The 23,064-nt window shown below is 69.6% G+C and carries 27 protein-coding genes; 18 read left to right on the forward strand and 9 right to left on the reverse strand.

Annotated elements, in window-relative coordinates; all coding sequences use genetic code 11:
• Positions 1–148 precede the first annotated feature (148 nt).
• A complete protein-coding gene (locus HHL10_RS03920; protein ID WP_169159042.1) occupies positions 149–538 on the forward strand; it encodes a DUF3579 domain-containing protein in 390 nt (129 codons plus the stop codon).
• A 159-nt stretch (positions 539–697) separates the two neighbouring features.
• On the opposite strand, the gene rpsT is transcribed toward HHL10_RS03920, so the two are convergent.
• Positions 698–1,015, reverse strand: a complete 318-nt coding sequence (gene rpsT / locus HHL10_RS03925; RefSeq protein ID WP_169159043.1) for a 30S ribosomal protein S20 — start codon at positions 1,013–1,015, stop codon at positions 698–700.
• Positions 1,016–1,184: 169 nt separating this feature from the next.
• On the opposite strand from rpsT, the gene murJ reads away from it, so the two are divergent.
• The 8 genes from murJ to HHL10_RS03965 all read left to right on the forward strand — a co-directional run bounded on the left by murJ (position 1,185) and on the right by HHL10_RS03965 (position 9,166).
• Complete coding sequence (murJ, locus tag HHL10_RS03930; RefSeq protein ID WP_169159044.1) at positions 1,185–2,741, forward strand: murein biosynthesis integral membrane protein MurJ; 1,557 nt, start codon at positions 1,185–1,187, stop codon at positions 2,739–2,741.
• Between the two features lie 31 nt (positions 2,742–2,772).
• Positions 2,773–3,639, forward strand: a complete 867-nt coding sequence (locus tag HHL10_RS03935; protein ID WP_235971069.1) for a SirB1 family protein — start codon at positions 2,773–2,775, stop codon at positions 3,637–3,639.
• A 218-nt stretch (positions 3,640–3,857) separates the two neighbouring features.
• The gene (hda, locus tag HHL10_RS03940; RefSeq protein WP_169159046.1) at positions 3,858–4,535 is read left to right on the forward strand and encodes a DnaA regulatory inactivator Hda; all 678 of its coding nucleotides are present in this window, start codon (positions 3,858–3,860) and stop codon (positions 4,533–4,535) included.
• Positions 4,536–4,566: 31 nt separating this feature from the next.
• Positions 4,567–5,235 carry a histidinol-phosphatase gene (locus tag HHL10_RS03945; RefSeq protein ID WP_169159309.1) on the forward strand — a complete coding sequence of 223 codons (669 nt, stop codon included), beginning with the start codon at positions 4,567–4,569 and terminating at the stop codon, positions 5,233–5,235.
• On the forward strand, positions 5,232–6,779 hold the full coding sequence (gene pcnB / locus HHL10_RS03950) for a polynucleotide adenylyltransferase PcnB (protein ID WP_169159047.1): 1,548 nt from the start codon (positions 5,232–5,234) through the stop codon (positions 6,777–6,779). Before HHL10_RS03945 ends, pcnB begins: the two co-directional genes overlap by 4 nt.
• Positions 6,776–7,285, forward strand: coding sequence for a 2-amino-4-hydroxy-6-hydroxymethyldihydropteridine diphosphokinase (locus tag HHL10_RS03955; RefSeq protein ID WP_375138932.1), 510 nt, complete (start codon positions 6,776–6,778; stop codon positions 7,283–7,285). The genes pcnB and HHL10_RS03955 overlap by 4 nt, the downstream gene beginning before the upstream one ends.
• 200 nt (positions 7,286–7,485) lie before the next feature.
• Entirely contained in the window at positions 7,486–8,133 is a 648-nt protein-coding gene (locus HHL10_RS03960; protein ID WP_169159049.1) for a DUF47 domain-containing protein, read from the forward strand.
• Positions 8,134–8,155: 22 nt separating this feature from the next.
• Complete coding sequence (locus HHL10_RS03965) at positions 8,156–9,166, forward strand: inorganic phosphate transporter (RefSeq protein ID WP_169159050.1); 1,011 nt, start codon at positions 8,156–8,158, stop codon at positions 9,164–9,166.
• Positions 9,167–9,218: 52 nt separating this feature from the next.
• On the opposite strand, the gene HHL10_RS03970 is transcribed toward HHL10_RS03965, so the two are convergent.
• Both HHL10_RS03970 and HHL10_RS03975 read right to left on the reverse strand, forming a co-directional pair.
• On the reverse strand, positions 9,219–9,704 hold the full coding sequence (locus HHL10_RS03970) for a TM2 domain-containing protein (RefSeq protein ID WP_169159051.1): 486 nt from the start codon (positions 9,702–9,704) through the stop codon (positions 9,219–9,221).
• A complete protein-coding gene (locus HHL10_RS03975) occupies positions 9,701–10,237 on the reverse strand; it encodes a GNAT family N-acetyltransferase (RefSeq protein ID WP_169159052.1) in 537 nt (178 codons plus the stop codon). The genes HHL10_RS03970 and HHL10_RS03975 overlap by 4 nt, the downstream gene beginning before the upstream one ends.
• A gap of 239 nt (positions 10,238–10,476) precedes the next feature.
• On the opposite strand from HHL10_RS03975, the gene rpsP reads away from it, so the two are divergent.
• From rpsP to HHL10_RS04005, 6 genes are all read left to right on the forward strand, one after another.
• Positions 10,477–10,779 (forward strand): 30S ribosomal protein S16, encoded by a 303-nt coding sequence (gene rpsP, locus HHL10_RS03980; RefSeq protein ID WP_169159053.1) that lies wholly within the window; start codon positions 10,477–10,479, stop codon positions 10,777–10,779.
• A 26-nt stretch (positions 10,780–10,805) separates the two neighbouring features.
• The gene (rimM, locus tag HHL10_RS03985; protein ID WP_169159054.1) at positions 10,806–11,390 is read left to right on the forward strand and encodes a ribosome maturation factor RimM; all 585 of its coding nucleotides are present in this window, start codon (positions 10,806–10,808) and stop codon (positions 11,388–11,390) included.
• A gap of 32 nt (positions 11,391–11,422) precedes the next feature.
• Complete coding sequence (trmD, locus tag HHL10_RS03990; RefSeq protein ID WP_169159310.1) at positions 11,423–12,217, forward strand: tRNA (guanosine(37)-N1)-methyltransferase TrmD; 795 nt, start codon at positions 11,423–11,425, stop codon at positions 12,215–12,217.
• A gap of 164 nt (positions 12,218–12,381) precedes the next feature.
• The gene (gene rplS / locus HHL10_RS03995) at positions 12,382–12,735 is read left to right on the forward strand and encodes a 50S ribosomal protein L19 (protein ID WP_169159055.1); all 354 of its coding nucleotides are present in this window, start codon (positions 12,382–12,384) and stop codon (positions 12,733–12,735) included.
• Between the two features lie 164 nt (positions 12,736–12,899).
• A complete protein-coding gene (locus HHL10_RS04000; protein WP_169159056.1) occupies positions 12,900–13,583 on the forward strand; it encodes a CoA pyrophosphatase in 684 nt (227 codons plus the stop codon).
• A gap of 56 nt (positions 13,584–13,639) precedes the next feature.
• Positions 13,640–14,629, forward strand: a complete 990-nt coding sequence (locus HHL10_RS04005) for a CobD/CbiB family protein (protein WP_169159057.1) — start codon at positions 13,640–13,642, stop codon at positions 14,627–14,629.
• 36 nt (positions 14,630–14,665) lie between these two features.
• Here the strand turns inward: HHL10_RS04005 and rsgA are convergent, their stop codons facing one another.
• Entirely contained in the window at positions 14,666–15,574 is a 909-nt protein-coding gene (gene rsgA, locus HHL10_RS04010; protein WP_169159058.1) for a ribosome small subunit-dependent GTPase A, read from the reverse strand.
• Position 15,575: 1 nt separating this feature from the next.
• Complete coding sequence (locus HHL10_RS04015) at positions 15,576–16,838, reverse strand: M48 family metallopeptidase (protein ID WP_169159059.1); 1,263 nt, start codon at positions 16,836–16,838, stop codon at positions 15,576–15,578.
• Between the two features lie 60 nt (positions 16,839–16,898).
• Here HHL10_RS04015 and orn point away from each other — a divergent pair, with 60 nt between their 5' ends.
• Entirely contained in the window at positions 16,899–17,456 is a 558-nt protein-coding gene (gene orn, locus HHL10_RS04020) for an oligoribonuclease (RefSeq protein ID WP_169159060.1), read from the forward strand.
• A gap of 339 nt (positions 17,457–17,795) precedes the next feature.
• A complete protein-coding gene (locus HHL10_RS04025) occupies positions 17,796–19,454 on the forward strand; it encodes a DEAD/DEAH box helicase (RefSeq protein WP_169159061.1) in 1,659 nt (552 codons plus the stop codon).
• Positions 19,455–19,553: 99 nt separating this feature from the next.
• On the opposite strand, the gene HHL10_RS04030 is transcribed toward HHL10_RS04025, so the two are convergent.
• From HHL10_RS04030 to HHL10_RS04040, 3 genes are all read right to left on the reverse strand, one after another.
• Entirely contained in the window at positions 19,554–19,910 is a 357-nt protein-coding gene (locus HHL10_RS04030; protein ID WP_169159062.1) for an FKBP-type peptidyl-prolyl cis-trans isomerase, read from the reverse strand.
• A 41-nt stretch (positions 19,911–19,951) separates the two neighbouring features.
• Positions 19,952–20,122, reverse strand: coding sequence for a DUF1328 family protein (locus HHL10_RS04035; RefSeq protein ID WP_169159311.1), 171 nt, complete (start codon positions 20,120–20,122; stop codon positions 19,952–19,954).
• 291 nt (positions 20,123–20,413) lie between these two features.
• The gene (locus tag HHL10_RS04040; RefSeq protein WP_169159063.1) at positions 20,414–21,805 is read right to left on the reverse strand and encodes a CHASE3 domain-containing protein; all 1,392 of its coding nucleotides are present in this window, start codon (positions 21,803–21,805) and stop codon (positions 20,414–20,416) included.
• 46 nt (positions 21,806–21,851) lie between these two features.
• Here HHL10_RS04040 and HHL10_RS04045 point away from each other — a divergent pair, with 46 nt between their 5' ends.
• Entirely contained in the window at positions 21,852–22,484 is a 633-nt protein-coding gene (locus tag HHL10_RS04045) for a response regulator (RefSeq protein WP_169159064.1), read from the forward strand.
• A gap of 83 nt (positions 22,485–22,567) precedes the next feature.
• Here the strand turns inward: HHL10_RS04045 and HHL10_RS04050 are convergent, their stop codons facing one another.
• Entirely contained in the window at positions 22,568–22,963 is a 396-nt protein-coding gene (locus HHL10_RS04050; RefSeq protein ID WP_169159065.1) for a response regulator, read from the reverse strand.
• Positions 22,964–23,064: the final 101 nt, after the last annotated feature.

Consider the following 23,064-nt stretch of genomic DNA (forward strand, 5'->3'; position numbering starts at 1 on the left):
TTTTCAGGGGGCGAAGCGTGCGCCGCGGCTGCCCGCGCGGCCGGGTCAGACCGATCGTCAGGCAGGGGAAACCCGTAAGCAGGCACAATATCGGCCCCCGTTGCGTGGCCCAAGCGGCTTCGCGCCCCACCGGATTCCTTCTGTTCGCATGACCAAACCCCGAGAAGTTTTCATCCAGGGGATCACTCTCCAAGGTCGCACTTTCAGGCCCAGCGACTGGGCCGAGCGGCTGGCGGGTGCGATGTCCTCCTTCCGTCCCGGCGGTGCGCGTACCGGTCCGGGCGCGCACATTGGCTACTCGCCGCTGTGCGTGCCGCGCGTCATCAACGGCGTCAAATGCGTGATCGTGAGCGAGGCGCTCAAGGACGTGGACCAGCGCGCCTGGGACTTCGTCATGAACTTTGCGCGCGACAACGAGCTGCAGGTGGCCGAAGCCTGCCTGCTGCCCGACAAGGCCGCCGCGCCGCAGCCGGACAAGGCGCAGGCACCGAAGCCCGCGGCGGCTCAGGGCGCCGGGAAGGCGGCCGAGGTCAAGTGAGGAAGGACTGGCGCGCAGCCTGGGCGCGCTGAGAGAGGCACGGTGATCGGTGCGTTTGCGGACGCACCCTTTGCCAGGGTCGGCGCTTCAAAAAGCGCCCGGCCATGAAAAAAGGCCTGCAGCGCAGGCCTTTTTCATATCCCCCTGGGAACCGCCTTGTCAGGCAGCAGCAGCGGTGGAAGCCAGCGACAGGGCCTTGACCTTGGCGGCCAGGCGGCTCTTCTGGCGGGCGGCCTTGTTCTTGTGGAAGATGCCCTTGTCGGCGACGGAGTCGATCACGCTTTGGGCGGCCTTGAACACGTCGGCGGCCTTGGCGGCGTCACCGGCGGCAACGGCCTTCTGCACGTTCTTGACGGCGGTGCGGAACTTCGAACGCAGCGCGGTGTTGGCGGCGTTGAGCTTCACGTCCTGGCGCGCGCGCTTGCGGCCCGACGCGATGCGGACGGTCTTCTTCTTGGCTTTGGAAGAGGTGGCCATGCTGGTGTGGTTGGTCCAGGGTGGAAAGCCGACGAGTATAGCATTTATGTGTTGATGGCCGAAAGCCTGGTCCGAGCGCCGCGGGTGGTCTTCCTATAATTCGCCGCTTTGCCGCTTCCGCCGTGATCTCCTGCCGCGCCGGTTCAGGGCGCGCGCCGCGGCCCGCCTCATGAACCTGCTCAAGGCCGCCTCCACTGTCTCCCTGTTCACCCTGGCCTCTCGCATCACGGGCTTGGCGCGTGAGCTGCTTATTGCCTCGGCTTTCGGCGCCAGCGCTGCCACCGACGCCTTCAACGTCGCGTTCCGCATTCCGAACCTGCTGCGCCGGCTCTTTGCGGAGGGCGCCTTCTCGCAGGCCTTCGTGCCGCTGCTGGCGGCGACGCGTGCCAAGGAGGGCGATGAGGTGACGCAGTCGCTGATCGACGCCGTGGCCACCGTGCTGGTCTGGGCGTTGCTGGTGACCTGCGTCGTCGGTGTCGTGGCTGCGCCCGTGGTGGTGTGGCTGATGGCCTCGGGCCTGGCACGCTTTGACGATGCCGTGGTGATGACGCGCTGGATGTTTCCCTACATCGGCTGCATGTCGCTGGTGGCGCTGGCCGCGGGCATCCTCAATACCTGGAAGCACTTCGTGGTGCCTGCGGCTACGCCGGTGGTGCTCAACCTTTGCATGATCGGCGCGGCGGTGCTGCTGGCGCCGCGCTTTGCGGCCTGGGGGATTGAGCCTATCTACGCCATGGCCGCCGGCGTGATGCTGGGCGGGCTGCTGCAGCTGGCCGTGCAATTGCCCGCACTGGCGCGCCTGGGGCACCTGCCGCACATCGGCCTCACGCCGGCGCGCCTGCGCGCGGCCTGGCACCACCCGGGCGTGCACCGCGTACTCAAGCAGATGGCGCCTGCATTGCTGGGCGTGTCGGTGGCGCAGCTGTCATTGCTGATCAATACCCAGATCGCTTCGCAGCTCGGGCCGGGCGCGGTGTCCTGGCTCACGTACGCCGACCGGCTGATGGAGTTCCCCACGGCGCTGCTGGGTGTGGCGCTGGGTGTGGTGCTGCTGCCGCAGCTGTCGGCGGCACAGGCGCGCGAGGACGCTGCGGCCTACTCGGCGCTGCTGGACTGGGGCCTGCGCCTGGTGCTGCTGCTGGCGCTGCCTTGCGCGGCGGCGCTGCTGGTGTTCGCGCACCCGCTGGTGGCCACGCTCTACCACTACGGCGCCTTCGCTGCCAACGACGTGCAGCAAACGGTGGTGGCGCTCATGGGCTACGGCATAGGCCTGATGGGCTTGGTGGGCACCAAGGTGCTGGCGCCGGGCTTCTACGCCCGCCTGGACATCCGCACGCCGGTGCGCATCGCGGTGGTGGTGCTGGCGGCGACGCAGGCGATGAACCTGGTGTTCGTGCCCTGGATCGGGCACGCGGGGCTGGCGCTGTCGATCGGGCTGGGCGCGCTGCTCAATGCCGGCTGGCTGCTGGTGGGACTGCGCCGGCGTGGCTCCTATACGCCGGCCGCGGGCTGGCTGGCCTTCTTCCTGCGCGTGCTGTTCGCTACCTTGCTGCTGGCGGCGGCGCTGTCGTGGGTGGCGCAGGCGCTGGACTGGACCGGGTTGCGCGCGCAGCCCGGGCTGCGTGTGGCGTTGCTGGCGGCCGTGCTCGGCGGCGCGGCGGTGCTGTACTTCGGTGCACTGGTTTTGTGCGGAATCCGGCCGCGGCAATTCGTGCGGCGCGTGTGAAGCGCCTACACTGGGCCGCATGAGCGGCGGCATGCATTCCCGGCATTTCCAGGCTCCGACGGTGCTGGAGTACTTCGCGGCGCTGGTGGCAGACGATGACAGCCTCGCCGCCTTCGAGGCGGCAGTGAGCATCGCGCAGGACGAGTATCCCCAGCTTGATGCCCAGGGCGTGCTGCACGAGGTGGACATGCTGGCGGAGCGATTGCGCCGCCGGCTGCCCGCCGATGCGGCGCCGATGTTCAAGCTGCGCAGCCTCAACCGCTACTTCTTCCAGGAACTGGGCTTCGCGGGCAACGTCAACGACTACTACGACCCGGCCAACAGCTACCTGCACCAGGTGCTGGTCACGCGCCGGGGCATTCCCATCACGCTGGCGCTGCTCTACATCGAGCTGGCCGGGCACATCGGGCTGCAAGCGCGCGGCATTTCCTTCCCGGGGCATTTCCTGGTCAAGCTGCACATGCCCCAAGGCGAAGTGGTGCTGGACCCGTTCAACGGCCGCTCGCTGTCGCGCGAGCAGCTCGACGAGCGGCTGCAGCCCTACCGCCGCCAGCAGGGGCTGGTGGGCGACTACGAGGCCCCCCTGGAGCTGTTCCTGCAGGCGGCCTCGCCGCGCGAGGTGCTGGCACGGCTGCTGCGCAACCTCAAGGAGATCCACCGCAGCGCCGGCGACTGGGTGCGGCTGCTGGCGGTGGAGCAGCGCCTGGTGATCCTGCTGCCCCAGGACTGGGAAGAGCGCCGCGATCGCGGCCTGTGCCAGGCCGAGCTGGGCCAGTACGCCGCCGCGGCCCAGGATCTGGCGCAGTACCTGCGCCAGCGTCCCCAGGCGGCCGACGCGCCAGCGCTCACCGAGCGGCTGGAGGAACTGCGCCGCTACGGCCAGCCGCGGCTGCACTGAAGGCGGCCGCGCGCGCTGCAGCGCGTCCCCGGCTGCGCCGGGTACTTGTCTTGCCCGCCTACAATCGCGCCCGCAGTCCACGCGGGCCGGCCGTGCCAGTGCGCCACTGGTGTCACCGGCCCGCCGCTGACCGCGCCGGCGCTCATGGCCGGTGGAACCGGTTCACCGCCGGTCGCACCGGCAAGGCGCCGGAGTGCGCCGGCCGGACCAGAACCCGGATGAAACAGATTCCCTTGCCGATCGCCTTCGAGCGGGTGCCGAGCTTCGACGGCTTCGTGCCCGGCGCCAACGCGGCCGCCGTGCAGCACCTGCGCCGGCTCGGCCCGGGCTCGGGCGCGCTGGCACCGCTGTACCTCTGGGGGCCGCCCGGCAGCGGCAAGACGCACCTGCTGCAGGCGCTGGTGCACGAGCGCCAGCTGGCCGGCGAGCGCGTGGGCTGGTTCAACGCCGCCGACCCGGTGCCCTGGGAGGTGGACGAGGGCTGGACGCTGATCGTCATGGACGACTGCGATCGGCTCGATGAGCTGCACCAGCAGGCGGCGTTTGCCGCGTTCATCGATGCCGCGACCTTCCAGGTGCAGGTGGCCGCCGCCGGCCGGGTGCCGCCGGTGGACCTGCCCGTGCGCGAGGACCTGCGCACCCGGCTGGGCTGGGGCGACGTGTTCGCGCTGCAGCCGCTGACCGAGCGTGAGGCCCGCGCCACGCTGCAACACGAGGCACAGCGCCGTGGCATCGAACTCTCAGACGACGTGATGGATTACCTGCTGAACCACTTCGACCGCGACCTCAAGCACCTCATGGGCCTGCTCGACCGTCTCGACGGCTTCGCGCTGGCACAGCGCCGTGCCGTGACGGTGCCGCTGCTGCGCCGCATGCTGGCCGAGGAGGGCGCCTGAAGCGACCCCCCACAAGAACAACATGGATCACATGGAACTGGCTCTTTTCGACCTCGACGGCACGCTGCTGCCCGGCGACTCCGACCACGCCTTCGGCGAGTTCATGGTCAAGCTCGGCTGGGTGGACGGTGCCGCCTGGCGCGCGCGCAACGACGGCTTTTTCGCCGACTACCAGGCCGGCCGCCTGGACCTCCCCGCGTACATCGACTTCGCCACCTCGGCCTGGCGCACGCGCCCCGAGACCGAGCAGCTGGCCGCGCGCGAGCGCTTCATGCAGGAGGTGATCCGCCCGCAGATGCACGCGCAGGCGCTGGCGCTGGTGAGGAAGCACCTCGACGCCGGGCACCTGTGCGCCGTCGTCACCGCCACCAACGAGTTCGTCACCGCGCCCATCGCGGCGGCCTTCGGCGTGCCGCACCTCATCGCGCTGCGCCTGGCGCGCGACGCGCAAGGGCGCGTCACCGGCGCCATCGACGGCGTGCCCTCGTACCGCGAGGGCAAGATCGAGCGCGTGCGGGACTGGCTGGCCGGCCTGGGCCGCACGCAGGCCGACTTCGCGCGCGTGCACTTCTACAGCGATTCCACCAACGACCTGCCGCTGCTGGAGCAGGTCGATTCCCCGGTGGCCACCAACCCGGGTTCCGCGCTGGAGGCAATTGCCCGCGCGCGCGGCTGGCCCATCCTCAAGCTGTTCGCATGATCAAGACCCTCATTGGCCGGCTGCTGGGCGGCGGCAAGTCCGCCCCCAAGCTGCGCATCCCGTTGGGCGAACGCGTGGAGGTGCCCGAGTCCGAGCACGGCATTGACGCCTCGCTGCTCGACGAGCGTGCCGTCAAGGTGGTGCGCACCCTGCAGGAGGCGGGCTTCGAGGCCTACATCGTCGGCGGCGCGGTGCGCGACCTGCTCGTGGGGCTGGCGCCGAAGGACTTCGACGTCGCCACCAACGCCACGCCCGAGGAGGTGAAGGCGCTGTTCCGCCGCGCCTTCATCATCGGGCGGCGCTTCCGCATCGTGCACGTCATCTTCGGGCGCGGCCGCGACCACGAGGTGGTGGAGGTGTCCACCTTCCGCGCCTACCTCGACGCCAGCGCGGCCGAGCAGGTGGAAGGCAACGAGAAGACCTCCAAGAGCGAGCTCGCCGGCAAGAGCCACGTGGTGGACGCCAGCGGGCGGGTGCTGCGCGACAACGTCTGGGGGCCGCAGATCGAGGATGCGGCGCGGCGCGACTTCACCATCAACGCCATGTACTACGACCCCACCTCGCGCATCGTGGTGGACTACCACGGCGGCATCCGCGACGCCAAGAAGCGGCTGCTGCGCATCATCGGCGAGCCCGAGCTGCGCTATCGCGAGGACCCGGTGCGGCTGATCCGCGTGGTGCGCTTCGCGGCCAAGCTGGGCTTCGACATCGAGGCGCGCACGCGCGAGCCGATGCCGCGCATGCTGGAGCTGCTGGAGAACGTGCCCATCTCGCGCTTGTTCGACGAGATGCTCAAGCTGCTGCAGACCGGGCATGCGCTGCGCAGCCTAGACGAGCTGCGCAAGCAGGGCATGCACCGCGTCTTCCCGCTGCTGGAAGTGGTGTTCAACGCCGACGAGGCGCGCGAGCGCTTCATCCGCGCGGCGCTGGAGGACACCGACCGCCGCGTGGCCGAGGGCCGCGCCGTGGCGCCGAGCTTCATGCTGGCGTGCATGCTGTGGCACGACGTGCAGTCGCGCTGGGCCCAATTGCGCGAGTCCGGCGAGGCCCCGGTGCCGGCGCTGCAGCAGGCCATCGACGCAGTGTTCGATGCGCGCATCGGCGACATCTCCGGCCGCGGCAAGCTCGCGGCCGACATGCGCGAGATCTGGCTGATGCAGCCGCGCTTCGAGCGCCGCACCGGCAACGCGCCCTTCGCGCTGGTGGAGCAGCCGCGCTTCCGGGCCGGCTACGACTTCCTGCGGCTGCGCGCCGACGTGGACCAGATCGATGCCGAGCTGGCCGAGTGGTGGGAGGACTTCGCGCTGGGCACGTCCGAGGAGCGCGACGCGCTGGTGCAGGCGGTGCGCGAGGCGTCGCAGCAACAGCGTCGTCGTCGCGGCTCGTCCGGCGCTGCAAGCAGCCGTCCGGCCGCCGCCGAGGCCGCGCCCGCCGAGGCGGGCGAATCCGGCGATGCGCCGGCCGCGCGCAAGCGTCGGCGCCGGCGCCGCAAGCCGTCCGGCGGCAGCGACGTGGTGACGCCCGAGCCGCCACCCTCGCTGTGAGCGCCATGCCGCAGGCCGTGCGGGCCTATGTCGGGCTGGGGGCCAACCTGGGTGACGCGCGTGCCACGCTGCGCGCGGCGCTGCAGGCCCTCTGGGCGCTGCCGGGCTGCGTGCCGGCGGGCGTGTCGTCGCTGTGGCGCAGCGCGCCGGTGGACGCCCAGGGGCCGGACTTCTTCAATGCCGTGGCGGCGCTGGACACGACACTGGCACCACTGGAGCTGCTGCGCCAGCTGCAGGCCATCGAGTTGGCGCATGGGCGCGAGCGCCCCTACCGCAATGCGCCGCGCACGCTGGACCTGGACCTGCTGCTGTACGGCGACGTGCAGCAGTCCGACCCGGTACTGACGCTGCCGCACCCGCGCGCGCACGAGCGTGCCTTCGTGCTGGCGCCGCTGCATGAGATCGCGCCCGCGTTGTGCTGGCCGGGGCAGGGATGGTCGCTGACGCAACTGCTGCAAGATGTGCAGGATCAGGCCATCGAGCCGCTGCCGGGCGACTGGCGCTGAAGCTTCAGGGGCACGGCTCGCAGGCGCCGCGCCGCCTGCGCGCGCCTTGCAGATGTCACACGGTCGTCACGCTGCGCCGTCCGGGTGAGCCCGGGCATCCGCCGTGCCCCTCGTAGAATCGCGGGTTTGCCAACTGAACCCTGCCATGGCGGCGCAAGTGCCGCCGGCACGTCGGCCGTGAGGCCGGACGAGAGGACGACATGCTGTTTTCCAAGCTGCTGCCCAAGGAGGGCAATTTCTTCGAGCTGTTCAACCAGCACGGCGCGAAGATTGCCGAGGGCTCGCGGGCCTTCATGCAGATGATCGAGCACTATGCCGATCCGGCACTGCGCCAGCGCTATGCCGATGGGGTCGATGCCGCCGAGCACGATGCCGACAAGGTCACGGCCGAGGTCAACCGGCTGCTGCACAAGACCTTCATCACGCCCATCGACCGCGAGCAGATCCTGTCGCTGATCAACGCCATGGACGACGTGCTGGACCTGCTGCAGGACACGTCCGAGACCATGGCGCTGTACGACGTGCACGCCGTCACGGACGAACTGCGCTCGCTGGCCGAGCTCAGCGTCAAGTGCTGCGAGCGCGTGCAGCACGCGGTGTCGCTGCTGCCCAAGCTCAACGTGCCGGCGGTGGCCGAGGCTGCCATCAAGACCTGCGAGGAGATCGACAAGCTCGAATCCGACGCCGACCGCGTGATGCGCAGCGCCATGTCGCGCCTGTTCCGCCAGGAGCCCGATGTGCGCGAGCTCATCAAGCTCAAGGCGATCTACGAGCAGCTCGAATCCATCTCGGACCGCTGCGAAGACGTGGCCAACCTGATCGAGGGCGTGGTCCTCGAGAACTCCTGAGCGCGCGGCCTCGTCTTTTCTCATGGACCCCATCCAGATCAGTTTCTGGGTCGTGGCGCTGCTCGTGCTGCTGGCCCTGGTGTTCGACTTCATGAACGGCTTCCACGACGCGGCGAACTCCATCGCCACCGTCGTGTCCACCGGCGTGCTCAAGCCGCAGCAGGCGGTGCTGTTTGCCGCCTTCTTCAACGTGGTGGCGATCATGGTGTTCCAGCTCAAGGTGGCGGCCACCGTGGGCAAGGGCATCGTCGATCCGTCGGTGGTGGACCTGCACGTCATCTTCGGCGCCCTGGTGGGCGCCATCGTGTGGAACGTCGTCACCTGGTTCTACGGCATCCCGTCGAGTTCCTCGCACGCGCTCATCGGCGGCATCGTCGGCGCCACCATGGCCAAGGCCGGTGCCGGGCCGCTGGTGTGGAGCGGCGTGCTCAAGACGGTGCTGTTCATCGTGGTGTCGCCGACGCTGGGCTTCTTGCTGGGCTCGCTGCTGATGGTGGCGGTGTCCTGGATCTGCCGGCGCAGCTCGCCGCTGCGCGTGGACAACTGGTTCCGGCGGCTGCAGCTCGTGTCGGCCGGGCTGTACTCGCTGGGCCACGGCGGCAACGATGCGCAGAAAACCATCGGCATCATCTGGCTGCTGCTGATCTCCTCGGGCTACGCCAAAGCCGGCGACAGCATGCCGCCGTACTGGGTGATCTGGAGCTGCTATCTCGCCATTGGCATGGGCACCATGTTCGGCGGCTGGCGCATCGTGCAGACCATGGGCCAGCGCCTGACCAAGCTCAAGCCCGTGGGCGGCTTCTGTGCCGAAACGGGCGGCGCCATGACGCTGTTCTTCGCCACCTCGCTGGGCGTGCCCGTGTCCACCACCCACACCATCACCGGCGCCATCGTCGGCGTGGGCTCCACGCAGCGCGCCTCGGCGGTGCGCTGGGGCGTGGCGGGCAACATCGTGTGGGCCTGGATACTGACCATCCCGGCCGCGGCCCTGGTGGCGGCGCTGTCGTACTGGCTCAGCGAACTGCTGTTCTGAAGTCTTCGCTTCAGCGCTCCCAAGGCCCGCCACCGGCGGGCCTTTTCATTGGTCACTGGCTGATCTGGCGCGCCTGCTCGATCTGCCATTCGAAATAGCGCTGGCCGCTGAAGGCGATGGTGGCCATGAGCACGCCCGCGCCCAGCATCAGCGCTGCGATGGCGCCCAGCACCGGGCCCCATCGGGTTTCCTGCCCCGGCTGGCCCGGGTTGTGGCGCGCATCCCAGCGCTCGTCGGGTGTGAGGCCGTAAAGAATGGCGAAGAGCATGGCCTGCGCCAGCATCAGGCCCAGCAGCGGGATCAGCGCCCAGGCCGCCTGGTCGTCCTGCCCCAGGGCCAGCATGCGCCGCACGCCATGCAGCCCGGCCAGCGTGGGCAGCGGGTGCAGCCAGCCCAGCCCATCGCGCCAGCCGTGCAGGTAAAAGCGGTGCAGGCCCAGGCTGCCTCCGAGGATGGCGATCCAGGTCGCCAGCGTCTTGGATTTGTAGTGGCTCAGGCCATGCCCGGCGACGGGCAGGCCGGCCGGCTTCCCGCTCACGCGTGTTCCCGTGCCGGCGTGGCGGAGCCGTCACCCAGCGCGCGCTGCATCAGCACCACGTCGATCCAGCGCTCGAACTTCCAGCCTGCGGCCGCGTAGCCGCCGCTGGGCTCGAAGCCGCAGGCACGGTGCAGCCCGATGGAGGCGGCATTGGCCGAATCGCCGATCACTGCCACCATCTGCCGCGCACCGCGCGCCTCGCACTGCGCCAGCAGCTCCACCAGCAGCGCGCGGCCCACGCCCTGGCCGCGGGCGTTCTCGTCGAGGTAGATCGAATCCTCCAGGCAGAAGCGGAAGGCCGGGCGCGGGCGCAACTGGTTGGCGTAGGCGTAGCCCAGGATCGCGCCGTCACGCTCGGCCACCAGCCAGGGCCAGCCGCGCGCGAGCACTTCTTCGCGCCGGCGCAGCATCTCCTCGGGCGAGGGCGGCTCGGTCTCGAAAGTGGCCGTGCCGTGCAGCACATGGTGGGCGTAGATCCGGGCGACGGCGGGGAAGTCTTCGGGTGAGCTGGGGCGGATCGTCAGGGGGCTCATGGCATTGGAATTGCCGGACTTGGGCCGGCTGTGCAAGGAAGGCGGGCCGGGCAGTTTATAATGCGCGGTTTCGGTGCTGGCGGGCCTTAGGCCTGCGCGTATCTAACGGCACCGAGCAAGCGAGCCGCGTGCGTGCTTCGGGTGTCAAGCCCGGCGCCGCGGCAAACATTTCGATCTGCCTGGCCTGCCCGTGTCCCTGGTGCGGCGATCGTTTCTCCTGCACATCGAGAGTCAACAACATGGTCGTCATTCGTCTGGCCCGCGGCGGTTCCAAGAAGCGCCCCTTCTACAACATCGTGGTTGCCGAGTCGCGCGAGCGTCGCGACGGTCGCTTCATCGAGCGCGTGGGCTTCTACAACCCCGTGGCCTCCGGCGCCGAGCAGCCGCTGCGCGTGGCGCTGGAGCGCGTGAGCTACTGGGCCGGCGTGGGCGCGCAACTGTCGCCCACCGTGGCCCGTCTGGTGGACCAGGCCAAGAAGGCCACCGCTGGCCAAGCCCCGGCCGCTGCCGCCGCTGAGCCGGCTGCCGCCGCCGCCGAGTAAGTCGGCGCTTCCGTTGCGACGTGCCGATGTCCTGGGCGCCTGACGAGCCGACCTGGCCCGATGACGCGGTGGAAGTCGGCCGCGTGACGGGTGCCTGGGGCATCAAGGGCTGGATCAAGGTCCAGCCTCATGCCTCCGATCCCCAGGCGCTGTTTTCTTCGCGGCGCTGGTTCCTGCAGCCGCCCGAGCGGCTGCCGGCCGCCGCCGCGGCCAACTTTCCAAAGCTGCTGAAGATCACGGGTGCCCGAGAGCAGGGCGACGCCGTGGTGGCCAGCGCGCAGGAAGTGCCCGACCGCAACGCGGCCGAGGCCCTCAAGGGCGCGCGCGTGTTCATCTCGCGCGCCAGCTTCCCGACCGCCGACGAAGGCGAGTACTACTGGGTGGACCTCATCGGGCTGGAGGTGGTGAACCGCGAGGGCGTCGTCCTCGGCACCGTTTCCGACCTGCTCGACACCGGTCCGCACAGCGTGCTGCGCGTGCAGCCCAAGGAACTGCCTGCCGGCATGAGCGAGCTTGAAGCCGAACGGCTGATTCCTTTCGTTGCCGCTTACATCGACCAAGTGGACCTGGCGCAAAAGCGCATCACGGTCGACTGGGGCGCTGACTACTGACGCCGCCACCCGCGCGGCGCACACCTGCCGTGCTGCGCTTCGACGTCATCACTCTCTTTCCCGAGCTGTTCGCGCCGCACCTGGAAGTCGGCGTGACGCGGCGTGCCTATGTCGATGGCAAGTTGCAATTGCAACTTTGGCCGCTTCGCGACTTTGCCGAGGGCAACTACCGGCGCGTGGATGACCGCCCCTTTGGCGGCGGTCCCGGCATGGTGATGATGGCGCCGCCGCTGGAGCGCGCGCTGGACGCCGTGCACGCGGCGCGTGTGCAAGCAGGCGAGGGTACCGGCGCCGGCCACCGCGCGCCGCTCATTCATTTCTCGCCCACCGGCCGCCGCCTGGACCAGGCGCTGGTGCGCGAGCTTGCCGCCGGCCCGGGCGCCGTGCTGCTGTGCGGACGTTACGAAGGCATCGACCAGCGCTTCATCGACCGCCATGTGGACATGGAAGTGAGCCTGGGCGACTTCGTGCTTTCCGGTGGCGAACTGCCCGCGCTGGTGCTGCTCGATGCCGTGGCGCGGCTGCAGCCCGGCGTCCTGCAGGACGCAGCCTCGCACCAGCAGGACAGCTTCGAGGATGGCCTGCTCGACTGCCCTCACTACAGCCGGCCCGAACAGTTGCCGCGCGCGGATGGCGGGGTCGATGCCGTGCCGCAGGTGCTGCTCTCCGGCCACCATGGCCGCATCGCGCGCTGGCGCCGCGAGCGCTCGCTGGAGCTGACGGCGCGGCGCCGCCCGGACCTCATTGCCGCCGCGCGCGCCGCCGGCCGCCTGAGCCGCGAGGACGAGCGCTTCCTGCAGGCGCTGGACATCGAGCCCAAGCCTTAATCCCACTGCCGGGCCGGTCTCCCCGGAGCACGTTGCTTGCTTGGGATATAATCAAAGGCTTTTCGATCCTCTGCCGGGCGAAATCTCTTCGCAGCCCGGGCTGGTCATCGGTGACCGGCGCAGGCCAACAACCACCGTGCCGGCATGATCCCTTGGAGAACCCCATGGACCTGATCCAGACCCTCGAGCAGGAAGAAATTGCTCGCCTGAACAAGACCATCCCGGCGTTTGCCCCTGGCGACACCGTGATCGTCAGCGTCAACGTCGTCGAAGGCACCCGCAAGCGCGTGCAGGCTTACGAAGGCGTCGTGATCGCCAAGCGCAACCGCGGCCTCAACAGCAGCTTCATCGTGCGCAAGATCTCCAGCGGCGAAGGCGTGGAGCGTACGTTCCAGCTGTACAGCCCGCTGATCGCCGGCATCGAAGTCAAGCGTCGCGGCGACGTGCGTCGCGCCAAGCTGTACTACCTGCGCCAGCGCAGCGGCAAGTCGGCCCGCATCAAGGAAAAGCTGGCCTGAGTGCCGCTTCCGAGGCGTCCCGGCCCAGCCGCCGCCTCCACCGCTGGCTCCCGGCCAGTCTGCAAAAACCGCCTTCGGGCGGTTTTTTTGTTTGGAGTCTTGGCACACAGGCGCGCTGAGGCCGCGTGCCGGCGGCTTTTGTGGCGCGGGCCTATGCTGAGGTCATGGCCACCTTGATCCTTGATCCCCAGTCCGTGCCGGTCATCGGCATGGACGAACACCTGCCGCCGGTGCCGCCCGAGCGGCTGACGGCGCCGGCGCTACGCCAGCGTTTCGCCCATCCGCCGCCCTGGCAGCCCGAGACGCGTGCCGACGGCCGGGAGGCGATCCAGGCCAAGGCCGACGCTTCCGTGCTGGTGCCGCTGGTCGAGCACGCCGATGGCTCGCTGCATGTGCTGCTGACGCAGCGCACGGCGCACCTGAAGGCGCATGCCGGGCAGATCAGCTTCCCTGGCGGCCGGGCCGAGCCCGGCGACGCCGATGCGGTGTACACCGCGCTGCGTGAGGCGCAGGAGGAAGTAGGCCTGGAGCCGGCGTGGGTGCAGGTGATCGGTGCACTGCCCGCGTACACGACGATCACCGCCTTCCGCGTCACCCCCGTGGTGGGCCTGCTGAGCGCGCCCTATGAGCTGCGCGTCGATCCGTTCGAGGTGGCTGAGGCCTTCGAGGTGCCCCTGGGCTGGCTCATGACGCCGGCACACCATCGTCACCACCGCATCGAACTTGACGGCGCGCCGCGCCAGTTCCTGTCCATGCCCTGGACCGCTGCCGGCAGCCAGCGCGAGTACTTCATCTGGGGCGCCACGGCGGCGATGCTGCGTAACCTCTACCGCTTCCTGGCCGCCTGAGGATGCCGTCGCCGGCGCACCGGAACGGCGCGTTGCCGTCGGTATGATCCGCGGCAATGAGTTTCTTCGCCGTCCTGCTGGCCCTGCTGATCGAGCAGCTCAAGCCGCTGCCTCGTGACAACCGCATCCACGACACGCTGATTTCCTGGGTGCGTTGGGCCGGGCGCAACTTCGACGCCGGGCGTGAGCATCATGCGTGGGTGGTCTGGGGCGTGACGGTGCTGGCGCCCACGCTGCTGGTGGCGGCGCTGTACACGGGCGTGGCGCAGCTGAGCATGCTGCTGGCCCTGGCCTTCGACGTGCTGGTGCTCTACCTGACGCTGGGTTTCAGGCAGTTCAGCCACTTCTTCACCGACATCCGCGACGCGCTGGACCGTGGCGATGAGCTGGCGGCGCGCCGGCTCCTGGCCGAGTGGCGGCATCTGGACACCAGCGAGCTGCCGCGCACCGAGCTGCTGCGCCACGTGATCGAGCATGCGCTGCTGGCGGCGCACCGGCATGTGTTCGGCGTGTTTTTCTGGTTCGTGCTGCTGTCCTCGCTGGGCCTGGGCCCGGCCGGGGCGGTGCTCTACCGCATGGCCGAGTTCGCGGGCCGCTACTGGAGCTTCAAGAGCCGCAGCCTGGGCGCGCCGGCCAACGAGCGGCTCATGACGCTGTCGCAGCAGCTGTTCAGCGGCATTGACCATGTGCCCGCGCGGCTGACCGCCTTCGGCTTCGCGGTGGTGGGCAACTTCGAGGAGGCCGTCAACGGCTGGCGGCGCGACGCCGGGCTGTGGGTGCACCAGAACGAAGGCATCATCCTCGCCGCCGCCGCCGGTGCGCTGGGCGTGCAGCTGGGCGGCAGCGCCGCGCCGGGCGTCACGCCCGATCGCAGCAAGACCTTCCAGGTCGGCGCGGGCGGGGAGATCGAGGGCTCGCTGGGTTCCACGCCGGGGCTGCCGCCCCAGCCCGGGCACCTGCAGAGCATCGTCGGCCTGGTGTGGCGCTCGATGGTGCTGTGGCTGCTGCTGCTGGCGCTGCTGACGCTGGCCAATGTCCTTGGCTAAAAAGAGTGAGCGTGCCGGGCGTGCCCGGCTCTTGGCTCACCACTTCGTGCGCTCCAGCTCCTCGCGGATCTCGCCGTAGATGCGGTAGCGGCTGGCGCTGATCTCGCCGCGCTCCACCGCGGCGCGCACGCCGCAGCCGGGCTCATGGCGGTGCGTGCAGTTGTAGAAGCGGCACTGCGGCACATGGGCGCGCAGGTCCGGCATCAGCATGGGCAGCTGGTCCGCCTCAATGTGGCGCAGGCCGAACTCCTGGAAGCCGGGCGAGTCGAGCAGCGCCCCGCGGCGCGCCGCCGCGTCGAGCCAGTACCAGCGCGTGCTGGTGGTGGTGTGGCGCCCCGAATTGAGCGCCTGCGAGATGTCGCCCACCTGCGCCTGCGCGTCTTCCACCATCAGGTTCACCAGCGTGCTCTTGCCGGTGCCGCTGGGGCCCAGCACCAGCGTGGCGGCATCCTGCAGCAGCGGCGTCAGCAGCGCGCGCGACGCATCCGGGCTGGTCTTGAGAGAGGTTTCCAGCACCTCCACGCCCATGGCGCGATAGGGCTGCAGCCGTTCGCGCGCCACCTCGGCCTGCGGCAGCTCAGCCTTGTTGAGCAGCACCCGCACCGGAATGCCGGCGCTCTCGGCGGCAATCAGCGCGCGGCTGAGCTGCGACTCGCTGAACATGGGCTCGCCGGCTACCAGCATCAGCACCTGGTCGATGTTGGCCGCGAAGGACTTCGTCTTCCACTCGTCCTGGCGCATCAGCAGGTTGCGGCGCGGCTCCACATGCTCGACCACGCCCTCGTCGCCGCTGGCCTGCCAGCGCACGCGGTCGCCGACCACGCACTCGCTCTTCTTGCCGCGCAGGTGGCACTGAATGCGCCGGCCTTCAGGCGTCTCCACCACCACGTGGCGGCCGTGCGCAGCCACCACCAGCCCGGTGTCGAGCTCAGTCTGGCGCGCCATGTCAGGACTGCGCCCGCAGGGCCGCCAGGCGCTCGGTGGCCGGGGGATGCGAGTAGTAGAAGCGGGCGTACAGCGGATCGGGTGTGAGCGTGGAGGCGTTGTCCTCGTGCAGCTTGAGCAGCGCGGTGGCCAGGTCGCGCCCGTCGGCCTGCGCGCAGGCATAGGCGTCGGCCTCGAACTCGTGGCGGCGCGACAGCCGCGCCCCCAGCGGCGACAGCAGGAACATGAACGGCGGCAGCACCAGCATGAACAGCAGCAGCGCCAGTGCGTCGTTGGGTGCGTCCAGGTTGGGCCGCACGCCCAGGCCCGTGTAGAAGCCCACTTGGCTGGAGAGCCAGCCCAGCAGCGCCAGACCGGCCAGGCTCAGGCCGAAAGCCAGCAGCATGCGCTTGAGCACGTGCCGGTGCTTGTAATGGCCCAGCTCATGCGCCAGCACGGCCTCGATCTCCTGGCCGTTGAGCTTGGACAGCAGCGTGTCGAAGAACACCACGCGCTTGGCCGCGCCCAGGCCCGTGAAATAGGCGTTGGCATGGGCCGAGCGGCGGCTGCCGTCCATCACGAACAGGCCCTTGGCAGCGAAGCCGCAGCGCTTCATCAACGCCTGCACCTGCTGCTTGAGCTCGCCTTCGGGCAGCGGCGTGAAGCGGTTGAACAGCGGCGCGATCAGCGTCGGGTACAGCACCAGCGCCAGCAGCTGGAACAGCGTCCACGCCACCCAGGCCCACAGCCACCACAGTGAGCCGGTCGCGCCCATGATCCACAGCACCAGCGCCGCCAGCGGCAGCCCGATGAGCACGCCCACTGCCACGCCCTTGAGCTGGTCGGCCAGGTACAGCTTCCAGGTCATGCGGTTGAAGCCGAAGCGCTGCTCCAGCACGAAGGTGCGGTAGAGCTCGAAGGGCAGGTCCAGCAGCGCGCTGATCACGACGAAGGCCGTCAGCAGCGCCAGCTGGTAGGCCATGTCGCCCAGCACCGGCTGCACGGCGTCGCGCACCAGCAGGTTGAGCACGTCCAGCCCGCCCAGCAGCGTCCAGCCCAGCAGCAGCGCCGAGCTGAACGCGGCCTGCAGCAGCCCGAAGCGGCCGCGCGCCAGCGTGTAGTCGGCCGCGCGCTGGTGCGCGTGCAGCGACACGGCGCCGGCGAAGGCGGGGGGCACCTTGTCGCGGTGCAGCGCCACATGGCGCATCTGGCGCGTGGCGAGCCAGAGTTTCAGCAGCAGCGCCACAAGCACGGCGCCTGCAAACAGCAGGGTCAAGGCAGACATGGCGGCAAGTGTAGGGCTGCGACAATCGCCCCCCTTTAAGCCAGCCCACGAGGATTTTTCATGACGACCGAGCTCGCCATCGCCGACCAGAACCTGATCTGGATCGACCTGGAGATGACCGGCCTCTTTCCCGACCGCGACCGCATCATCGAGATCGCCGTGGTCGTCACCGACGCCCAGCTCACCGTGCGTGCCGAAGGGCCCGTGTTCGCCATCCACCAGAGCGACGCCACGCTCGACGCCATGGACGCCTGGAACAAGGGCACGCATGGCAAGAGCGGCCTGATCGACCGGGTCAAGGCCTCCACGGTGGACGAGGCGCAGGCGCAGGCCGAGGTCATCGCGTGGCTCAAGCAGTACGTGCCCGCCGGCAAGAGCCCGATGTGCGGCAACTCCATCTGCCAGGATCGGCGCTTTCTCGCCAACTACATGCCGCAGCTGGAGTCCTTCTTCCATTACCGCAACCTCGACGTCAGCACGCTCAAGGAATTGGCGCGGCGCTGGAAGCCCTCGGCGCTGGAAGGCTTCAAGAAGGCCCAGGCTCACACCGCGCTGGCCGACATCCACGAGTCCATCGACGAGCTGCTGCACTACCGCCAGCACTTCCTGGCCGTCTGAGGCGCGCACTGCCAGGGCCTTGCAAAGCCCAAAAATAAGGGCTTTCACGGAGGCCGTACAATGCGCGCTCGGTGTCGTTCTGGCACCGTTCGTTCATCCCCTCTGACCTTCATCGAGTTCTCCCGCACGACAGCGCGTGGCGGAACTTGATTTCTCTCCCGGCAGGCCGCTCGGCCTGCGGGACCGGTCGGCGGCGATGCCGTCGCTTTCGGACCGGTGCACCTGCCACGTCTTTCCTCGGCAGGTGGAAATGTTCCTTCCGCGACTTGGATCTGGCAGGGCCTGTGTAGGGCGCTGCCTGGCCGGCTGCTGTCTGCCGGCGTTGAAGAAAAGACTCTGATGACTTTTGATTCCCTGGGCCTCCATGACGCCCTGATCCGTGCCGTGTCCGACGCCGGCTACGAGAACCCGACCGACGTGCAGGCCCGTGCCATCCCGCCCGCGATGGAAGGCCGCGACCTGCGCGTGTCCTCCAGCACCGGCAGCGGCAAGACCGCCAGCTTCGTGCTGCCCGCGCTGCAGCGCGTACTGGCCGCCCGCGGCGACAACACCAAGCGCCGCGACAAGGGCATGACCGGCCCGCGCGTGCTGGTGCTGGCGCCCACCCGCGAGCTGGCGCAGCAGGTGGCCAAGTCCGCCGTGGACTACGGCCGCCATGTGCAGGGCCTGCGCGTGGTCACCGTCGTCGGCGGCGTGCCCTACGGCGCGCAGCTCAAGGCGCTGCGCGGTCCGGTGGACATCCTCATCGCCACCCCGGGCCGCCTCATCGACCACGTGCAAAGCGGCAAGGCGCTGCTGGAGCACGTGGAGATGCTGGTCCTCGACGAAGCCGACCGCATGCTCGACATGGGCTTCATCGACGACATCACTTTCATCGCCGAGTGCACGCCCAAGACGCGCCAGACGGTGATGTACAGCGCCACCTTCGCCGGCCACGTCGGCCGCCTGGCCGACGAGCTGCTGCGCGAGCCGCAGGCCATCGACGTCGCCTCGCACACCGACACGCACGAGAACATCGAGCAGCGCCTGCACTGGGCCGACGACGTCGCGCACAAGAACGCGCTGCTGGACCACCTGCTCACCGGCCGCGAGGTCGAGCAGGCCGTGGTGTTCACCAGCACCCAGGTCGACGCCGACCGCCTGGCCGACCGCCTGGGCGAAATGGGCCATTCGGTGGCCGCGCTGCACGGCGGCATGCCGCAGGGCCGGCGCAACCGCGTGCTCAACGGCATGCGCAACCGCCAGCTGCGCGTGCTGGTGGCCACCGACGTGGCCGCCCGCGGCATCGACGTGCCCACCATCAGCCACGTCATCAACTTCGGCCTGCCGATGAAGGCCGAGGACTACGTGCACCGCATCGGCCGCACCGGCCGTGCCGGCCGCTCCGGCCTGGCCGTGACGCTGGCCGAGCGCCGCGACGTGGTGATGATCAAGCGCATCCAGCAGTTCACGACGCAGACCATCCCCGTGGCCACCGTCGAGGGCCTGGAGCCGCGCCAGCCCGAGCCGCGCATCTACCCCGGCCGCCCGGACGGCGGCCGTGGCGGCAAGCCCTTCGGCAAGGGCAAGTCCTTCGGCGGCCCGCGCCGCGACGGCTTCGAGCGTGGTCCGCGCCGCGAAGGCGGTTTCGAGCCGCGCCGTGAAGGCGGCTTCGAGGGGCGTGGCGAGCGCTTCGCCGCGCCGCGCGAGGGCTTCGCGCCGCGCCATGAGGGCGGTGGCCATTTCGGTGGCCCGCGTCCGGAAGGCCGCTTCGAGCAGCGCCGTCCGGAGGGCGCCTTCAGCCGCCATGGCGACGGCAATCGCCACCACGGCGCTCCGCGCGACCGCAGCCCCTTCGAGCGCCGCGCCGATGCGCCGCAGGGCCACGGTGGCTTCGACCGCGCTGAGCGTCCGGGCAACCGTGGCGGCCGCTTCGGCGAGCAGCGCCAGGGCGACCGCGGCGGCTTCGGCGGCGAGCGTGGCCGCGGCCCGCGCCGCGACGGCGGCTGGGACCGCTGAAGCCTGAAGCCGGGACGGCCCAGGCCGTCCCACTGAAGCGCTGACACCCAACAAAAAACCCGCCCGGCGCGAGCCCGGCGGGTTTTTTCATGGGAGCGATCAGGCCTTGAGCAGCTCGACCTCGAACACCAGCGTGGCATTGGGCGGGATGACGCCGCCGGCACCGCGGGCGCCGTAGCCCAGCTGCGGCGGAATCACCAGCACGCGCGTGCCGCCGACCTGCATGCCCTGCACGCCCTCGTCCCAGCCCTGGATCACCATGCCCGCGCCCAGGTCGAAGCGGAAGGGATCGCGGCGGTCCTTGCTGGAGTCGAACTTGCGGCCGCGGCCGTCCGGCTTCGACGGGTCATGCAGCCAGCCGGTGTAGTGCACCGTGACGGGGGTGCCCGCGCGCGCGGTCTCGCCGCTGCCCACGGTGGTGTCTTCGTACTGCAGGCCGGAATCGGTGGTGATCATGAGAGCTTTCTCCAAAACGAGGCGCGCATCATGCCAGCGCCTCACGAACCCCTGTGGCGCCACAGCCCGATCACGAAGCTGGCCAGCGCCAGCACGATGAACAACACGAACAGCACCTTGGCAATGCCGGCCGCCCCGGCGGCGATGCCGCCGAAACCGAAGAGCGCCGCCAGCAGCGCGATGATGAAAAAGACGATGGCGTAGGGAAGCATGTTCGGGATTCCAACGACGGTGGTGGTGAAGCCCGTGACGCGCGACATCACGTTGACCACAGCGTAGATCCCTGAAGCAGGGGGCGGCATGGGACACCGCAGCCAGCCCATGTCGGTCCCGGCGGTATCCGTCTGTAGGACGCCGCCCACAGGGCGCCACCGGGGCCGTGGCCCGGGACGCGGCCCGATCAAGCCAAGGCGGTAGAGGTTTGTCCGGCAAAGCTGAACAGTGTTGTCACTCTGTGCACACTTTGTTCGGCTTTTCTGACCAATGCTGGGCTGATGCTGCTGTCAGGCTGCCGGATCGGCCAGGGCCGGCGTCGGCTCCTCGGCGCGCAGCGGCAGCACGGCCTCGATGCGCGTGCCTTGGCCCGGCGTGCTGTGCAGCTGCAGCCGCCCGCCCTCGGCTTCGACGCGGTAGCGCATGCCCAGCAGCCCGTGCGCCGAGGTCTTCTGGATGCTCGTGTCGAAGCCGGTGCCGTCGTCCTGCACGCTCACCAGCGCCCACGGTCCCTGCGGCTGCAGCGCGATGCGCACCTCGCGCGCCTTGGCGTACTTGGCGACGTTGGTCAACGCCTCCTGCACCAGGCGGTACACCGTCAGCTCGCACGAGGGCGTGAGCCGCAGCGCCTGCAGCGCGCACTGCAGCTTCAGTCCCGAGCGCTGCTCGAACTCGCGCGCCAGGATCTCCAGCGCCGCCACCAGCCCCAGGTTGCTCAGGGCCGAGGGGCGCAGGTCTTCGATGATGCGGCGCTTGAGCGCGATGCCGCTGTTGAGCGTGGCCGTGAGGTGCTCGATGCGCGTGGTCAGCTCCGGCGCGGCGCCGCCCAGGCGCGAGCGGATGCGCGCCAGGTCCAGCTTGGCCGCCGTCAGCAGCGCGCCCAGCTCGTCGTGCAGCTCGCGCGCCAGGCGGCTCTTCTCGTCCTCGCGCGCGCTTTGCAGGTGCTGCGTGAGGTGGGTGAGGTCGGCCGTGCGCTCGCGCACCTGCGCCTCCAGCCGGTCGCGGTCCTCCTGCAGCGCCTGCTGGCGCAGCTGCCGCTCCTGGTCCAGCGCCATGCTCTGGCGCAGGTACATGAAGAAGGCCAGCAGGCTGATGGCGGTGACGGTGCCCACGCCGATGCGGTTGATCTGCAGCGTCTCGCGGATGTCCTCGCGCTGCGCCTCGATGGCCTCGTTCTCGCTGGCGATGAGCTGCTCGGCGGCGTCGCGCATGGCCTGCATGGCCTCGCGCCCGATGCCGCTGCCGATCAGCTCGCGCCAGGCGGCGTCGCGGCCCTCGGTGTGCAGCTTGAGCGTGGTCTCCAGCTCGGAGAGCTTGTTGGTCACGAGCTGCAGCAGCCGTGTCAGCTGCGCCTTCTGGGCGGTCTCGTTCTCGTAGCGCTGCTGCAGCGCCCGGGTGGTTTCGCGGATGTCGGCCACCGCCTTGCGGTAGGGCTGCAGGTACTCGGGCCGCCCGGTGAGCAGGTAGCCGCGCTGCCCGCTCTCGGCGTCCACCACGGCCAGCAGCAGCCGGTGCGTGGCCACGCGCGCGCTGTTCTGCACCCGCAGCGCCTCGATGGACTGCACGGCGTGGCGGTAGGAGAGTTCGCTGATCACCAGCAAGCCCAAAGCCGCGATCAGCGCCAGCGGAAAGCTGAATGCACTGCGGCTGAAGCGGTCGAACCAGACGGCCAGCCGCGGCATCGTGGCTAAGATGTGTTTTATCGCAGGGCTAGAAGTGGGTAAGGCCATGATCCGCGTTGCCATCGTTGACGATCACGCCATCGTGCGTGCCGGGCTCAAGCAGTTCCTGGCCGAGCAGCCGGACTTGCAGGTCACCGGCGAAGCTGCCAACGGGCGCGAGGCGCTGGAGCTGCTGCGCAAGGGTGAGGTTGATGTGATGCTGATGGACCTGTCGATGCCAGGGCATGGGGGCGTCGATGCGCTGCAGGCCATCAAGGCCCGCGCGCCGGAGCTGCCGGTGCTCATCCTCAGCGGCTTCCCCGAGCAGCACTACGCGACCACGCTGCTGCGCCAGGGCGCCGCCGGCTACCTCAACAAGGAGTGCGAGCCCGAGGAGATCGTCAAGGCGATCCGCACCGTGGCGCGCGGGCGGCGCTACATCACGCCGGCGGTGGCCGAGCTGCTGGCCGACCAGCTCGACGGCGGCGGCGACAAGGCCCCGCACGAGCTGCTGTCCGAGCGCGAGTTCCAGGTCTTCCTGCGCCTGGCCCAGGGCGAGACCATCGGCCACATCGCCGACCACATGGCCCTCTCCGTCAAGACCGTGAGCACCTACCGCACGCGCGTGATGGAGAAGATGAACCTCTCCTCCAACAGCGATCTCACCTACTACGCGCTCAAGCACGGGCTCATCCAGTGAGCCTGCGTCCCGGCTCCGGCCGGGTGGGGGGCTGTGGCGCGGCGGTCCGGGCCGGCGCCGTGGCGGCGTGAAGGGCAGGGCCTTCAGTTGTTGGTGGAGGACGCGCCGGCGAGCTGCATGCACCAGGCGATGAGCGTGTCGATCTCGTTGGACTTGTCGAACACCTCGTCGGCGCCGAGCTCCAGGCAGCGCCGGCGCATGTCGGGCGTGGCGAAGTTGCTCAGCACCACCTTCTTGGTCAGCGGGCGCAGCTTCTGCGCCGCCTGCAGCACGCCCAGGCCGGTGCCGCCCTTGAGAAAGATGTCCACGATCATCAGGTCGCACGGTTTGCCCTGCTCGGCCAGCCAGCGCAGCGCGGTGGACTCGTCCTCGGCCGAGCCCACGACCTGCAAAGGCACGAGCTCCTCCAGCGTGGCAATCAGGTTCTCGCGAATGACGGGGCTGTCCTCGACGATGTACGTGCTCAGTGGTGATGACATGGGCCGGATGCCGTGGTGCTCGCCCTGATCGGCGTGCGCGCATGTTAGGCCCCGGCCTGGTGCGCTGGCTGTAGTCGCGCGCGGCTGCTGTCTGTAGGAGG

Origin of the sequence: Azohydromonas caseinilytica (assembly GCF_012927045.1) — a bacterium.
GTDB lineage: Bacteria > Pseudomonadota > Gammaproteobacteria > Burkholderiales > Burkholderiaceae_C > Azohydromonas > Azohydromonas caseinilytica.